The organism is Haloferax mediterranei ATCC 33500 (assembly GCF_000306765.2).
GTDB lineage: Archaea > Halobacteriota > Halobacteria > Halobacteriales > Haloferacaceae > Haloferax > Haloferax mediterranei.
On the sequence record NC_017941.2, the window covers coordinates 360352 to 375623 of the forward strand.

Annotated in this window: 13 protein-coding genes and 1 pseudogene; 6 read left to right on the plus strand and 8 right to left on the minus strand. The window is 62.7% G+C overall.

Going from position 1 to position 15272, the window contains the following annotated elements:
- Positions 1–7: 7 nt before the first annotated feature.
- From HFX_RS01855 to HFX_RS01865, 4 genes are all read right to left on the minus strand, one after another.
- Entirely contained in the window at positions 8–1858 is a 1851-nt protein-coding gene (locus HFX_RS01855; RefSeq protein WP_004058084.1) for a UvrD-helicase domain-containing protein, read from the minus strand.
- Positions 1859–2016: 158 nt separating this feature from the next.
- Positions 2017–2193, minus strand: coding sequence for an HVO_0416 family zinc finger protein (locus HFX_RS20545; protein WP_320051488.1), 177 nt, complete (start codon positions 2191–2193; stop codon positions 2017–2019).
- Between the two features lie 86 nt (positions 2194–2279).
- Positions 2280–3788, minus strand: a complete 1509-nt coding sequence (locus tag HFX_RS01860) for a carboxypeptidase M32 (RefSeq protein WP_004058080.1) — start codon at positions 3786–3788, stop codon at positions 2280–2282.
- 359 nt (positions 3789–4147) lie between these two features.
- Positions 4148–5242 (minus strand): M20 family metallopeptidase, encoded by a 1095-nt coding sequence (locus HFX_RS01865; RefSeq protein WP_004058072.1) that lies wholly within the window; start codon positions 5240–5242, stop codon positions 4148–4150.
- Between the two features lie 116 nt (positions 5243–5358).
- Between HFX_RS01865 and HFX_RS01870 the strand changes: the two genes are divergently transcribed.
- Together HFX_RS01870 and HFX_RS01875 are read left to right on the plus strand one after the other, a co-directional pair.
- The gene (locus HFX_RS01870; RefSeq protein WP_004058070.1) at positions 5359–6993 is read left to right on the plus strand and encodes a methyl-accepting chemotaxis protein; all 1635 of its coding nucleotides are present in this window, start codon (positions 5359–5361) and stop codon (positions 6991–6993) included.
- An 84-nt stretch (positions 6994–7077) separates the two neighbouring features.
- A pseudogene (locus HFX_RS01875) lies at positions 7078–8953 on the plus strand (ATPase, T2SS/T4P/T4SS family).
- Positions 8954–9050: 97 nt separating this feature from the next.
- Here HFX_RS01875 and HFX_RS01880 read toward each other — a convergent pair.
- A complete protein-coding gene (locus HFX_RS01880; protein ID WP_004058066.1) occupies positions 9051–9344 on the minus strand; it encodes a MarR family transcriptional regulator in 294 nt (97 codons plus the stop codon).
- Between the two features lie 124 nt (positions 9345–9468).
- Between HFX_RS01880 and HFX_RS01885 the strand changes: the two genes are divergently transcribed.
- The 4 genes from HFX_RS01885 to HFX_RS01900 all read left to right on the plus strand — a co-directional run bounded on the left by HFX_RS01885 (position 9469) and on the right by HFX_RS01900 (position 13167).
- Positions 9469–9783, plus strand: a complete 315-nt coding sequence (locus HFX_RS01885; protein WP_004058063.1) for an EMC6-like membrane protein — start codon at positions 9469–9471, stop codon at positions 9781–9783.
- A 2-nt stretch (positions 9784–9785) separates the two neighbouring features.
- Positions 9786–11600, plus strand: coding sequence for a ribosome biogenesis/translation initiation ATPase RLI (locus HFX_RS01890; RefSeq protein ID WP_004058061.1), 1815 nt, complete (start codon positions 9786–9788; stop codon positions 11598–11600).
- 172 nt (positions 11601–11772) lie between these two features.
- The gene (locus tag HFX_RS01895) at positions 11773–12630 is read left to right on the plus strand and encodes a VOC family protein (RefSeq protein ID WP_004058059.1); all 858 of its coding nucleotides are present in this window, start codon (positions 11773–11775) and stop codon (positions 12628–12630) included.
- Positions 12631–12684: 54 nt separating this feature from the next.
- A complete protein-coding gene (locus HFX_RS01900) occupies positions 12685–13167 on the plus strand; it encodes a YbhB/YbcL family Raf kinase inhibitor-like protein (RefSeq protein ID WP_004058057.1) in 483 nt (160 codons plus the stop codon).
- Positions 13168–13191: 24 nt separating this feature from the next.
- Here HFX_RS01900 and rtcA read toward each other — a convergent pair whose 3' ends face one another.
- Genes rtcA through HFX_RS01915 form a run of 3 tightly spaced genes read right to left on the minus strand, consistent with a single transcriptional unit; the run spans position 13192 to position 15239 of the window.
- Positions 13192–14208, minus strand: coding sequence for an RNA 3'-terminal phosphate cyclase (gene rtcA / locus HFX_RS01905; protein ID WP_004058055.1), 1017 nt, complete (start codon positions 14206–14208; stop codon positions 13192–13194).
- Complete coding sequence (locus HFX_RS01910; protein ID WP_004058053.1) at positions 14209–14658, minus strand: universal stress protein; 450 nt, start codon at positions 14656–14658, stop codon at positions 14209–14211. It abuts the gene before it with no gap.
- Between the two features lie 59 nt (positions 14659–14717).
- Complete coding sequence (locus HFX_RS01915) at positions 14718–15239, minus strand: archaemetzincin family Zn-dependent metalloprotease (RefSeq protein ID WP_004058051.1); 522 nt, start codon at positions 15237–15239, stop codon at positions 14718–14720.
- Positions 15240–15272 lie beyond the last annotated feature (33 nt).

Sequence of the window (15272 nt, forward strand, 5' to 3'; positions counted from 1 at the left end):
GGGTGGATTACGCCTCGGGTTCGGGTGCGGGCGGTTCTTGTGCCTCGTCGACGAGTTCCTGGGCGTCTCCCTCGCGAATCTCGTTGTGCAGGAGGACGCTGATAGGCAGCGTCGGTGCGCCGCTGACGAGGTTTTCGAGGAGGATGAGGCGCTCGCGTGCGCGAGACATGCCGACGTAGAAAACACGGCGTTCGTTGTCGGTCACGAGCGGAACAGGACTCGTCGTCGCGGTGAACTCCTCGATACCGCGGGCTTCGAGTTCTTCGTCGGAGACGGACGCGGCCATCTGCTCGACGACCTTCTCGGTCAGGTCGGTCGCCATGAATACGTGGTCAGCTTCGCGACCCTTCGCGGAGTGGATGGTACCGACGCGGACGCGGTTCGGGTCCATCTCCTGATACTCGCCGGTGAAGTACGCGTCGATGGATTTTCGCTGGAAGCTCGTCACCTTGCGGACCATGTCGCTCGCGGAGGTTCCGTCGGGGGCAAACGGTGCGAAGTTCTTGATTTCCTTCGGCGTGAACTCGATGTTCGTGATGTCCTCGACACCTTCGGACTCTTGGCGCTCGTCGATGGCGTCGAACAGGTCGTCGCGGTCGTTCGTACCGAACGCGGAGTCCTGCAGCATGTCGGCGAGGCGACGTGCCTCCAATCCGTCGACCGGTTCCTCGGCCTCCATAGCTTCGACAGCGCGGACGTACTGGGTGAGGCGGTCGGTCCACATGCGCTGGTCGGTAAGCGTCGAGAAGGGGATGCCCGACGGGAGGAACTCATCGATGAACTGGAACATCTGGTAGCGAGCGCGGAACAGGACCATGACGGTTCCTTCGTCCTGTTCGACGGTGTACCGGACGTTCCGGGCGAGTTCGAGCATCGAGGGACTCTCGACGGCTTCGACTGCGCCACCTTCCTTGCGGGGTTTGAGGTCCTTCTCTTGGCGCTTGTCGATGTGCCGAATCTCGTGGTTGACGACGTTGAGAACGTTCGACGGAAGTCGATAGGAGTTCGGGAGTACTTCGTCTTCGTCGCGTTGCGCGTCGAGAAGTAGGTTCGGGTCTGCACCCTGCCACGCGTAGACGACCTGGTCGTCGTCGCCCGCGATGAGGACACCCCTCATGTGGGGTTTCCACTCCTCGTACACGTCGTACTGGAGTGTGGTGATGTCCTGGAACTCGTCGATAACGAGGTAGTCGACGTTCGGGACGAGCGCGCGCTGCTTGACCCGTTCAAGCATGTCCGCGAAGCCGACGAGGTCGTTTTCGCCCTTGTAGGAGCGCCACGCCCGGATTGCTTCCGGAATGTCGATGCGGTCGTCGTCGGACGGCCACGTCGGCGTGTATTTGTTTCCTTCCTGCGCGTTGGGGTCTACCTCCGGCGGGAGACGAACCTCTTCGACGTTCCACTGGAAGGGTACGTCGTACCAGTCGGCTACGTCGCGGCGGGTGCGCTGGAGCCACTGACTCGTTGCAATAACTTTGTTGCCGATGGTGGTCGACCGGGCGGTCCGACGGCCGGCACCGCCGTACTCGTCTTCGAACTCGATACCGTACTCCTCGCAGAACTCCTTTTTGGCCTTCTCGCCAACGACGTCGTTGCGCGAGAGACTCAGTAGTTCGTACGCCTTCGCGTGCATCGTGGAGACGTTCCCCTTCAGCGAACGCGGGTTGATATCGAGTCGTTCGGCGAGTCGCTCACGGACCTCGGCCGCTGCGGCCCGGGTGTACGAGACGACGAGAATGTCGCGGATGGTGACGCCGTCTTGTTCGAGAATTGCCTCGACCTTGTCGAGCAAGGCCGTGGTCTTCCCGCTACCCGGTCCTCCGAACAGGCGGGTGACGGTCACGTCGGAATCGCTCATTGTACACGTTCACGGTCTTATCTGTGATAAGCGACGTGCTTCGGACGAGGGCGAACGCGCCCGGTGTGGAATATCTCGCCGGGCGTTCGCAGACGCATCACCAAACAGGATTTGGGAGCGTCGAGAACAGGTGCTGTGGCTTGGTCAGTTCGGACGCGTTAGACCTCCGGCACCCACCCACACACGGAGCAGGTTGCCGCGCCCATGTCGTGCAACGCCCCACAATCGGGGCACTGCAATTTGTTATAGGATCGGTCCCAGCGTACCGGTTCTATCTCGTGACCGCGGTCGGTCAAGAACTGGTCGAACAAGTCGTCACTGGGTGCTGAGGCCATACACGACATGATATGGCATACCACTATTTAGTTCCTGCGACGAGACTGATTCTCCGGGAATCGGCGTGATAGCGTCTCTCGACGCCCTACAGGTCGTAGAGTTCGCCGTACTTCGATTCGACGTAGTCGATGAACTCGTCTGCGGTGAAGTCGTCGCCGGTCGCCCGCTTTACGAGGTCGTTGGTCTCGTAGCGGCGGCCGTGCTGGTGGATGTTCTCGCGAAGCCACTCACGCAGGTCGTCGAACTCGCCGTCGGCGATTTTCTCGTCGAGGTTCTCGATATCCTCCTCCGCGGCGGCGAACAGTTGAGCAGCCATGATGGACCCGAGCGAGTACGTCGGGAAGTATCCGAAGTTACCGTAGGCCCAGTGGATGTCCTGCAGACAGCCTTCCGAGTCGGTCTCCGGGCGGATACCGAGGTACGATTCGTATTTGTCGTTCCACGCTTCCGGCACGTCCTCGACCGAGAGGTCGCCCGAGACGAGTTCGCGTTCGAGTTCGAACCGGATGACGATATGCAGGTGGTAGGTCAGTTCGTCGGCCTCGACGCGGATGAGGTTGTCCTCGTACACCTGATTCGCCGCCTCGTAGGCGTCTTCGACCGTCGCGTCGGTCTCGGGGAAGTGCTCCTCGAACGTCGGCAGGAAGTGCTGCCAGAAGGCGCGGGAGCGTCCGACGTGGTTTTCCCAGAGGCGCGACTGCGATTCGTGGACCGAAAGGTCGCGGTCCTCACCGAGGGGCGTCGCGTAGTGTTCGTCCGGCAGGCCGAGCGTGTAGAGCGCGTGGCCGAACTCGTGGATGGTCGAAAACAGCGACCCGAGCGGGTCCGACTCGTCGTAGCGAGTGGTCACGCGGGCGTCGAACTGCGTCCCCGACGAGAACGGGTGCGGCGCGGTGTCGAGACGGCCGCGCTCCCACGGGTACCCGAGCGTCGTGAGCGCGTCGCGGGCGAGTTCTTCCTGTTTTCCGGCCGGGAACTCGCCTTCGAAGGCGTCGACGGCGAGTTCTTCGTCGGACTCGCGGATATCCTCGATCATCGAGACGAGGACTTCGCGCACTTCGGCGAGAATCTCTTCGGCCTGTTCGAGCGGCAGGCAGGGTTCGTAGTCCTCGAAGAGCACCTCGTAGGGGTCGCGGTCGGGGTCGATGTGTTCTGCGTACTTGCGCTTCAGTTCGACGTGTTTCTCTAGATACGGCGCGAACGTCTCGAAATCGTCTTCGGCTTTTGCCTCCTTCCACGCTGTAATCGCTTCGGAAGACGTCGCCGAAATCTCCTCGACGAGGTCGTTCGGGACGCGAACGGCGCGTTCGTAATCACGGCGAATCTCACGGAGTACGTCGGCCTGCTCGTCTGTCGGGTCGTCGGCCTCCGCTGCTTCGAGGAGTTCGCCGAACTCCTCGTCGGTCATGAGTTCGTGACTAAGCGCGGAGAGCGTGGACATCTGCTGGGAGCGCGCGGGCGTCCCCTCGTCGGGCATGATGACCTGCTGGTCCCACGACAGCAGGCCGCCCGCCTTCTCGACGTTGGCGATTCGTTTGTACTTCGTGAGCAGTCGCTCGTACGCCGATTTCGCTTCGGTGGAGGATTGTGCCATGTCGTGTCTGGTCGGGCTCGGGGCGTATTAAATCGAAGGAGACGGCTATTCGGGTTGGGTTTCTTACTATTATCAGCAGTCGTTGCGTGTGGTTTCGGTGTTGCACACGTTTTCGTCGACGTTGTAGCGGTTCACAACATCCCGAAAGCCCCCGCGTCCGCGACTCGGTGGACTCGCTGTGGTCCTCGGTGCTCGCTTCGCTCGCACCTGCGGTCCTTGCATCGTCCGCCTTCGTCCCGGACGCGGCCCCTTTCAGTCCCTCCCTGTGAGCTGTCCAGCTGTCGCCGCCCGTGGGTAGTCAAATAATCGCCGCTCGTGTATTGGTCGGTCGTCGTCGCCGAAGTGTTCTCCGACGCCACTCACCACCCTTCCACAAGCGCCCGGTACGTCTCGTAACACCGCCCCAGTACGTCCAACGACACGCTCTCGTCTTTCGTGTGCGCCTCGCCGGGTTCCGAGGGGCCGTAGACGACGCAGGTCGTCCCCTCCTGCGCCAACCACCCGGCGTCGGTGGCGTGGGGCTTCGTCACCTGCTGTGGGTCCTCGTCGCCGCGCGCTTCGTGAACCTGACGGGCCGCGTCGAGGACGTGGTCGGCGAACTCGGCGTCGTCACACGCCATCGGGGGCAAGTCCTGTTCGACGACCCACTCCACGCCTTCGACGGATTCGACTTCAGAGAAGTCGGCGTATCCGCCGGGGACGGTTCGTTCGTCGATGGTGATTTCGCAGCGGTCCGGAATGACGTTCCACGCGCTTCCGCCGTCGATTCCGGTCACTGTGGCGCTCCCCGAGACGGCGTGTCCGAGAACTTCGGCAGCAGGAACGCTCAGGTCGCGGACCACGTCGACGGCGTCGCAGGCACGGTAGACGGCGTTTTCGCCCTGTTCGGGTTCGCTTGCGTGGCAGGCGGTGCCGGTTGCGACGAGCGTACTCGCCCGACGGCCGCGGTGGGCGACGGCCACGTCGGTTCGGTCCGCACCGGAGTAGTTCGTCGAGCCTTCGGCGACGACGGCGTAGTCGAGTTCGAGACCGCTGTCGAGGGCCGCACGGACACCCGTGCCGCCGACTTCCTCGCCGACGAACGAGGCGAAGACGACTTCGCTCGTGGCCGAATCGACGGCGTCTCGGAACGCGAGCATCGCCGCAGCGACGGCTCCTTTCATGTCCGCTGCGCCGCGGCCGTAGAGGCGACCGTCGCGTCTCTCGACTACATAATCACCGGTGTCTCTTACTTGCCGGTCGGCTGGCGGCACCACGTCGTGATGGCCGACGAGTGCGAGCGACTCACCGACGCCCGAGTTCGTTCGGGCGACGACGTTCCCATTCTCATCTCTGATTACGCTTGAATCCGTCTCGTCGCGGAGCCACGTCTCGATAAAATCGCCAACGGCCGTCTCGTCTTGATGGCTCGGAACTGAGACGAGGTCCGACGTGAGGGCAGTAAGTTCGTCCATGCTACCTCATCGCGCGGTTGACAGAAAAGCGTACGGCGCCCCGACGGAGCACGGTAAATTATCAATATGTGAGAACGGGTAAATCGACTTATTACATATCATCGGAACGTCAGTCTATGGCCCTCATTTCGGCGTACGAACGGATACTGTGGGGGACGATGGACGTCCTCAGGGTATCTGATTCGGTCGAACGAAAAGTCGTCGCGGCGGTCGGTATTCAGTTCACGGTCTCGCTCGCGCAGGCAGCGCTGCCGTGGATTGCAACCGGTACGACGCGACTCGTACTCACTGGGCTACTGTTGACGGGAGCAACGCTCGCCTTCGTCAACACGGTTCTCATCACCCGCAAAGATATCGTCTCACCAATCGAAGCGATTTCGTCGTCCGCGGCCGGCGTCGCCGCGGGTGACCTGTCGGCGAACCCTCCACACGTCGACGGGAAAGACGAAGTCGCCGCCCTCGCCGACGACTTCGGAGCGATGCACGAACACGTCTGTATCGTCGCCTCACAAGCGAGCGCGCTGGCCGACCAGCAGTTCGACGACCCGGCGCTCGACGAAGATTTACCGGGCGAGTTCGGTGACGCTCTCGACCGGATGCACCGCAATCTCGCAGACTACACGCGCAACCTCCAGCACCTCGTCGAGGCCTTTGCCGAAGCGACTTCGCGCGCCCAGTCGGGCGACCTCACGGCGACCATCGACACGGCCAACTGGGGGGTCGACGACGACCGCTACGAGGCGGTCGCGGAGACCTACAACGACCTCGTCTACACGCTTTCGACGACTATCGGCGAGGTGCAGTCGTTCGCACAGGAGGTCTCGCAGATGAGCGCCACCGCACAGAACCACGTCGAGCGAGCGAACGCTGCGAGCGAGGAAGTCGCCGCCTCGGTCACCGAGATTTCCGACGGGGCGACCACACAGACGGACCACCTTCAGACGGTCGCCGACGAACTCAACACGCTCTCGGCGACGGTTGAGGAGATTGCCGCCTCCGCCGACGAGGTCGCCGAGACCGCCGAGACGGCCTCCGAGCGCGGTGAGGCCGGTCGAGACGCTGCGACCACGGCGATGAAGGAGTTAGACGCTGTCGAAGCACGCATCGACCACACCGCCGACGCGGTGGCCGAACTCGCCGAGGGTATCGAGGAAATCGACGAAATCGCCGCGTTCATCGACCACGTCGGGTCACAGACCGACTTACTCGCTATCAATGCCGCAATCGAGGCGGCTCATGCCGGCGAGGCGGGCGACGGCTTCGGCGTCGTCGCGGAGGAGGTCAAGTCGCTCGCCGAGGAGACTCGCGACTCGGCCGACGAGGTTTCGGCACTCATCGCGGATATTACTGACCACTCCGAGGAGACGCTCACGGACGTCCGGGAGATGAACAAGCAGGTCTCCGACAGCCTCGAAACCGTCAGTGAGGCAATCGGCGAGTTCGAAACCATCGTGGACATGGTCACCGACATCGACGCCAGCGTGGCCGAGATGAGCGCCGCGACCGACCAACAGGCTCAGTCTGCACAGGATATCGCAACCCGCGTCGACGACGTGGCGAACATCTCCGAGGAGACGGCCGGACAGTCCCAGACGGTCGTCGAAACGGCGAACGAACAGTCCGAATCTATCGGGGACCTCGCAGAGCAGGCGGCTATTCTCTCGTCGCGGGCGGCGGACCTCGATGGACTCGTCGGCTCGTTCGAGGTTGTCGAGGAGACGCAATCTGCCGCTTCGCCTGCGGACGACTGACTGACCCACGAGTACGCGCCTGTCCGGCGATTACTCACCTACTTTATCTATATCCTTATCCGTCCCCCGCTCAAAATCTCGCGCATGAAGATAGTGCCGGACACGAGCGCGGTCATTGACGGTCGCGTGTCCGAGCGAGTCGACGACGGCACCTACGAGGGTGCCGACGTTCTCGTCCCCGAAGCAGTCGTCAGCGAACTCGAATCGCAGGCCAACGACGGCCGCGACACGGGGTGGGAAGGGCTCTCCGAGCTTCAACGCCTCGCAGAACTCGCCGACGACGGCGTCATCGACCTCCAGTACGTCGGTCGTCGTCCGAGTACTGGCGAGACGAAGGGTGCCCACGAGGGCGACATCGACGCGCTCATCCGCGACATCGCCACGGACCGCTCGGCGACGCTGCTGACGAGCGACGTGGTACAGGCTGAAGTTGCGAAGGCGAAGGGACTGAGTGTCGAGTTCGTCGAAGCCGAGGTCCGCGGTTCTGGCGGGCTTATCATCGAGCGGTTCTTCGACGACGATACCATGTCGGTCCACCTCAAGACCGACACCAAGCCGAAGGCCAAACGCGGTGCCATCGGCGAGATGCACTACCAGACCATCGCCGACGAGGTGACCGACGAGGCGACGATGAAAGAGTGGGCAGACGACATCGTCAACTCCGCTCGCGCGTCGCCCGACGGATTCATCGAACTCTCCGAACCGGGGATGGATATCGTCCAGTTCCGCGATTACCGTATCGCCGTCGCCCGCCCGCCGTTCGCCGACGGAATCGAAATCACGGCCGTTCGTCCCATCGTCAAGACCGAACTCGACGACTACGAGTTCGCCGACGAACTCCGCGACCGACTCGCCGAGCGCCAGCGCGGCGTCCTCATCTCCGGGTCGCCCGGTGCCGGGAAGTCTACCTTCGCGCAGGCTGTCGCCGAGTTCCTCAACGACAACGACTACGCGGTCAAGACGATGGAGAAACCGCGCGACCTGCAGGTTGGCTCCGACATCACCCAGTACACCGCACTCGGCGGCGATATGGCGAAGACGGCCGACTCGCTGCTTCTCGTCCGTCCCGACTACACCATCTACGACGAGGTCAGAAAGACCGAGGACTTCTCGGTTTTCTCCGACATGCGTCTCGCCGGCGTCGGCATGGTCGGCGTCGTCCACGCAACCCGCGCCATCGATGCGCTCCAGCGCCTCGTCGGCCGTGTCGAACTCGGCATGATTCCGCAGGTGGTCGACACCGTCGTCTACATCGAAGACGGTGAGGTCCACACGGTCTACGACGTGAGCACCGAAGTGAAGGTGCCCGAGGGTCTCTTCGCGGAGGACCTCGCGCGTCCGGTCATCCAGATTCGGGACTTCGAAACCGGCCGCCCGCAGTACGAGATTTACACGTTCAACCGGCAGGTCGTCACGGTCCCGCTGGGCGAGAAGGACGACGAGAAGGAAAGCGGCGTCTCTCGCCTCGCAAAGCAGGAAATCGAGCGGGAGATTCGCTCTATCGCCCGCGGACACGTCGAAGTCGACCTCAAGGGCCAGAACCGCGCGGTCGTCTACGTCGAAGAAGACGACATCTCCTACGTTATCGGCAAGGGCGGCGGCCGAATTTCGGACGTCGAGGACCGCCTCGGCATCGATATCGACGTCCGGACGCACGACGAGAAACCCTCGGGTAACGAGTCGGCAGCGAGCGGTCAATCCGCAGCAGGCGGCGCATCGGGCGGCGGTCAGGCTGACGAGGCCATCGTCGTCACGCCGGAGGTCACCTCTCGCCACGTCGTCATCCGGATGGACGGCCACGTCGGCGAGACGGTCGAAGTCCGTGCCGATAACCAGTACCTGTTTACGGCGACTGTCAGCCGCGGCGGGGGACATTCAGGTTTCTCGCGGCAGCGCCATCGCTGAGGAACTCGAGAACGCAATCGACAAGAAACAACAGATTTCAGTCGTTCCGGCCTGACAGCGGGGACAACCACTCGTCGGCCGATTTCGACTACTTCGGCACGTCGCAACTGGTTTCTCGTGATACCGACTGCGAAGTGTGGGTGTGATTCTGGTTATTCAGCGCAGCAGGCTTTTTCCTTTCCGCCGTCTGCTTTCGCCTGCGCTTGCTTCGGTGCGAGGTCGGTTAGCTGATAGAGATTCTGACGAGCGTCGGCGAAGTAGACATCCTCGTCGACGATGCCGATTCCTTCCAGTCGTTCGAGTGCGTAGCGAACAGTTCGGGCCGAGAGCATCGATTCCTGCACGATGCCCTTCTGGGTGAGCGGACCGTTGTATTCGAGTACCTTGAAAACAAGCTTCGCACTCGGTGGGAGGTCGTCGAGACTCTCCTCTTCTGTTCCAGTCATCGTTACGAATCGAAACGCGCAACCAGCATAAACCTTGTTGGCCGGGATTGGCCGACAACGCTTTATCGCCGGATGCGACGGAAGGAACGAACGCCTTTTGATGCCGGATACCGGACGAGGACACATGGCCACGGAAACGCAGACCGGTCTCTCCAGTCATATTCGTGGAGTGACGGTCACGACACTCGCCTGCCTCTCCGGCATCGCCGCAGCGGTGCTTTCCGGGGTTCTGGTGGGGACGACCGCCGAGGCCGCGACCAATCAGTTGGCCGTGGGTATTCTCGGTGCGTTCGTTCTCGCACAGTTCCCGGTGCTCCGCGTCATCGGTGTCGATGTCAACGGGTTCGGGGCGAAGGACTACATCTACGTCGTGTTCATGACCTTCGCGCTCTGGTTCATCTCGTTCGCCATCCTGCTGACCTCAGGTGTTCAGCTCTAACAATGGCTGACGATAGTATCGCCGTCGTCGACTTGGACCGGTGTTCCCCGGACCGCTGTAGCTACGAGTGCTCGAACTTCTGTCCGCCCAACCGGACGGGCAAAGAGTGCATCACGCTTCGCGGCGAGGACGCCGAACAGGGCGGTCCCGACCAGGTCCGCATCTCCGAGGAAATCTGTCTCGGTGAGACCTGTGGTATCTGTGTCGAGAAGTGTCCCTTCGACGCTATCGAAATCATCAACCTCCCGTCCGAACTGGACGAGGACCCGACCCATCGGTACGGCGAGAACGCCTTCTCGCTGTACGGACTGCCCGTCCCCGAATCGGGGTCTGTCACGGGTATCCTCGGCCCGAACGGTATCGGGAAGACGACCGCCGTCCGCGCCCTCGCCGGCGAGATGGTGCCGAACCTCGGCAACTACGACGACGAACCGTCGTGGGAGGCCGTCCTCGACCGCTTCCGCGGTACCGAACTCCAGAATTACGTCGAGCAAGTCCGCGACGGCGAGGTCACCATCGCCCGCAAGCCGCAGTACGTCGACCAGATTCCCAAGCAGTTCGACGGGAAAGCCCGCGAACTCTTGGAGGCGACCGACGAACGCGGCGCGCTCGATTCTTACATCGACCGCCTCGACATCGGCCCGGTCGTCGACAACCACATCGACACGCTCTCCGGCGGGGAACTCCAGCGCGTCGCGCTCGCAGCGACCCTCGCCCGCGACCGCGACTTCTACTTCCTCGACGAGATTTCGCCGTACCTCGACATCGGCCAGCGCGTCACTGCGGCGCGTCTCATCCGAGAACTCGCCGAGGATGAAGACCGCGCAGTGCTCGTGGTCGAACACGACCTCGCCATCCTCGACCTCCTCGCCGACACGCTCCACGTCGCGTACGGTGAACCCGGCGCGTACGGTGTCGTCACGGACCCCAAATCGGTCCGGAACGGCATCAACGAGTATCTGAAAGGATACCTCACGAACGAGAACATGCGTATCCGCCCGGAGGCAATCACCTTCGAGGAACACGCGCCGCGCGAGACCACGAAGGCCGAACCCCTCATCGAGTACCCCGAACTGAGCAAGTCCTACGGCGACGGAGAGTTCTCCCTCGACGTCGATTCGGGGACCATCTACAACGGCGAAGTCCTCGGTATCGTCGGCCCGAACGGGATTGGTAAATCCACGCTCGCTCAACTGTTCACGGGCGACCTGACGCCCGACATGGGCGAACTCGACTTCGCGCTCGACATCTCGTACAAGCCGCAGTACATCGAAATCGACCAGCCGATGCGCGTGGACGCCTTCCTGTCGTCCATCACCGACCAGTTCGGCTCGTCGTACTGGAACACGGAAATTGCGAACCCGTTGCAACTCAACCGCATCATGGAGCGCAACCTCACCGACCTCTCCGGCGGTGAGCGCCAGCGCGTCGCTATCGCCGCGTGTCTCTCGCAGAACGCCGACCTCTACCTGCTCGACGAACCGTCGGCCCACCTCGACGTCGAACAGCGCGTGCAGGCCACGTCGGCCATTCGCCGCTACGCCGAGAACCACGACGCGACGGTCATGGTCATCGACCACGACATCTACATGATGGACCTGCTGGCGGACCGCCTGATGGTCTTCGACGGCGAACCGTCTATCGAGGGGCACGCTTCGAAGCCACAGGAGATGCGAAACGGCATGAACGACTTCCTGTCGGACCTCGACATCACGTTCCGCCGCGACGAGCGCACTTCGCGCCCGCGCATCAACAAGCCCGAATCACAACTCGACCGCGAGCAGAAGCGCTCCGGCGAGTACTACTACGCCGAATAGTCGGACTCGTCGTCCGCGATGCGGACGACCCAGCGTTTCCGTTTTCCGGTCCACCGCTCTCGTCAGTTACGTTCACAGACACCTCTTCGTCAGTTACGTCCCCGACGGCCATCGCGTCGGTCACACCCGTGTCACTGGCATGCCTTTGGCGCTCACGCACCAAGGGTCGGTCATGACTGACACCGCTACCGAGACGCCGGCACTCACGGATGCGACTCACCCCGGCCGGGTCGCACTCCGTGTCGGGTCACTTGACCGCGTTGTCCCGTTTTACCGGGACGTGGTTGGCCTCGCAGTCGAACGCTATGGGTCCCGCGCCGTGCTCTCGGCCGGAAACACACCCCTTGTCGTCCTGAACGAAGCTCCGGACGCACCGCCCCGCGCCGGAGACCAGGCCGGGTTGTTCCACCTCGCTATCCGTGTTCCCGACCGGGGTGCACTCGGCGATGTACTCGACCGCATCCGCGACGGTGCGACCCTCTCGGGTGCGTCAGACCACCTCGTGAGCGAGGCGCTCTACCTCCGCGACCCCGAAGGCAACGGGGTCGAAATCTACCGCGACCGTCCGCGCGAGGAGTGGCCGACGAAAGACGACGGCCGCGTGAAGATGGACACGCTTCCGCTCGACCTCGATTCGGTGCTGGCGGACGCACACGGCGACGACCGTGCTCCCGTCGGAACCGACCTCGGACACGTCCACCTCGAAGTAACCGACCTTGGCCGCGCCCTCGACTTCTACGTCGATGCGCTCGGGATGAACCTCCGCGATGACGGGTACCCGAATGCCGCGTTCGTCGCTGCCGGCGGATACCACCACCACGTCGGCTTGAACCGGTGGAACGACCGGCGCGCACCCGCGGGTGAGAGTCACGGTATCCAGTGGTTCGAAGTCGTCGTTCCCGACGCCGAGACACTCACCGCGGTCCGCGATTCGTTGGAAGAACACGGGTACGCAGTCGAGGGTGACGGCGACTCGCTTTCCGTCTCTGACCCGGACGGGATTGGTGTCCGCGTGGCACTCGAACCGTAATCCGTCGTTATCACGGAAGGAACCATTTTGTCACTGGTCCACCAAGTGTGTGGCATGATACCTGATGGCTCAGGTGATCGCCGGAACGGCCTCAAACTCCGAAGCCCGGCGTTTGACAAGGGGAGTTCGATTCCCCGGAAATACGGCTACACGAACCAGAACGTAAGTCCTCCGCTCCAAATCAGCGGCGTCCCGTCGGATACAGCGTCACTGGCGCTCGTGATGGACGACCCCGACGCGGTGAAGCCGGCGGGGAAGGTGTGGGACCACTGGGTCGTCTGGAATATCGACCCCGAGACTACCGACATCGCCGAGGGAGAGTCACCAACGGGTGCGACCGAAGGGAAAAACAGCTACGGTGAACGCGGATACGGCGGTCCCAACCCGCCGGACGGAGAACACACCTACCGGTTCCTCCTGTACGCGCTCGATACCACGCTTGACCTCAGCGCGGGTGCGACGAAAGCGGACCTGAAGACGGCGATTTCGGGGCACGTGCTCGCCGAGACGCAGTTGACCGGAACGTACGCGCCGTGAGTCGGTCGCACGAGCGAGCACGAACTATTCGACTCGTTCGACGACCGCGCTCTCACCTTCGTCTCGCACATCGACCTCGTAGCCGAAGGCTCGAATCACGTCGAGATTCGTCCGGACGTGTTCGGTTACTTCGGGAATCCGAACGCGTCCACCCACGAGGGCGACCCAGACGAGCAGTTGGTCGGCCATATGATGGTCGACGGGTGCGTCGCCGCGGTACCAGTCGAGAAACGATTCGGCCGCTTTTTCTCCGACCGCCTCGGCCGGGACGCCGCGTTCGCCGTAAGCGTCAAAGCCAGCTACGATGTCGCCAGACCGCGCAACGACGACCACTGCCGTTCCGGGTGACGTACTTTCGACGGCGGAGACGGACGACCGAACCGGGGCTTCGATGTCCGCCCCGGCCAGTGCGTCTCGGACGCCTTCGACCTGCCGCTCCCCGACAGATGCGTCGGAAAGTGCCTCGCTGGCGACCGAGTAGACGTGTATCTCATCGAGTTGCGGGCAGTGGAGCAGGTCCAGCGACTTCGGCTTCGCCGGGTTAATTCGAACGGCGAGTTTGCCGCCGCCAGCAGGGTAGAACCCGCGTCGAGAGACGTTCACATCGAAGTCGACGCCGAACGTCGAACACAGCGGACGCTTCACGTGTCGAAGGTAGTCCGTCGGCGGCGACCACCGAACGTCGGTCCCGCCGGTGACAGTGAGAGAAAGTGGGTCGTCGAGTGCGACAGCGACGGGCAGCAGTGTCTCACAGACGAGCGTCGTACTCCCCGCAGTTCCGACCGACGCTTCGACCGGGTCGGCGCGAATCCCGTCGGGCGAAAATTGGAGCCTCGAAGACCCCTCGTATTCCCCGTCAACGTCGGCGTTGGCGACGGAACCGGCGACAGAGACGCACGCGACGTGTTGTGGCCTGAGTCCGGGTGTCGAGCGATTCCCACGGATGTTGTCCATCTCGAACGACTCGCCAGTGACGAGCGAGAGCGAAAGCGCCGTTCGGAGCAGTTGGCCGCCGCCTGCGGCACCGTCGAGCCGGTGCATTCAGCGGACGACGGTAACCGGACAGGGTGAGCGTTCGACCAACTCCTTGGCGACGCTGCCGACGAGACCTTCGTACTGTTTCGAGAGGCCGCGATGGCCGACGAAGATTCCGTCAGCGTCCACGTCGTCGACGTAGGATGGAAGCGCCTCGACGGGGTCGCCGTAGAGGAGTTCAGTGGTCGTCTCGACGCCCGCCTCGGTGGCGTGCGCTTCGGCCTCTTCGAGAACGCTTCCGGCCCGCGTTTCGGCGTCTTCGAGACTTTCGGCGACGATTCGGTCGCCGGTGCCTGCGACACCCACAACTGGCTCTTCGCCCCCTTCGACGAGGACGCGCGGTTCGACCGAATGGACGATTGTGACCGCCGCACCTTGCGGTTCGGCCATGGTGAGCGCGTAGTCGAGCGCCCGGTCTGCGGCCTCGGACCCGTCTACTGCAACGACGAAGTGCATGTTCGAATACACGTGCTCCGACGAGAAAAAGGGGGGAGGAAGCTATCGTGCCCGGAGAATTAGTGGACGAGTCGACTGCAGGTCCCACAGAGGTTCTCTTCTTTTACGTCCACTTCGCGGACGGTCGGTGAGAACGACATGACGCACTTGTTGTTGTCGCAGTGTTCGAGACCGAGGGTGTGTCCAATTTCGTGGACGACCTCTTTGCGGATTCGGTCCGAGAGAACCTCTTCGGCGGGCTTGTTCGTGATGCCGCCATCAGTAGAGGTCTGTAGGCGGTGCGTGGAGATGACAGAACCATTACCATTGAGATAGGCGAGACCGAAGACGTAGTTTCGGCGACGGTAGTAGAGGTCCTTCGCCGTGATGCCGATGTTTTTCTCGCCGCGACCGACGCGACTCGCGAGTTCGATAAACTGCTCTGCACGGTACTGATTCCGGCTTCTATCGAACGCACCTTCCGGAATTGCCTGGTTCGACTGTACGGTCACATCACAATCGTAGACGGACCGAAGCCCGGCAGAGGCCTCCCGCTTCACCGAAGCAGAAATATCCCCGATAGGCACGATATCGACAAGCATGCGAGGGATTAAGCGGGGGCGCGCCATAAATAT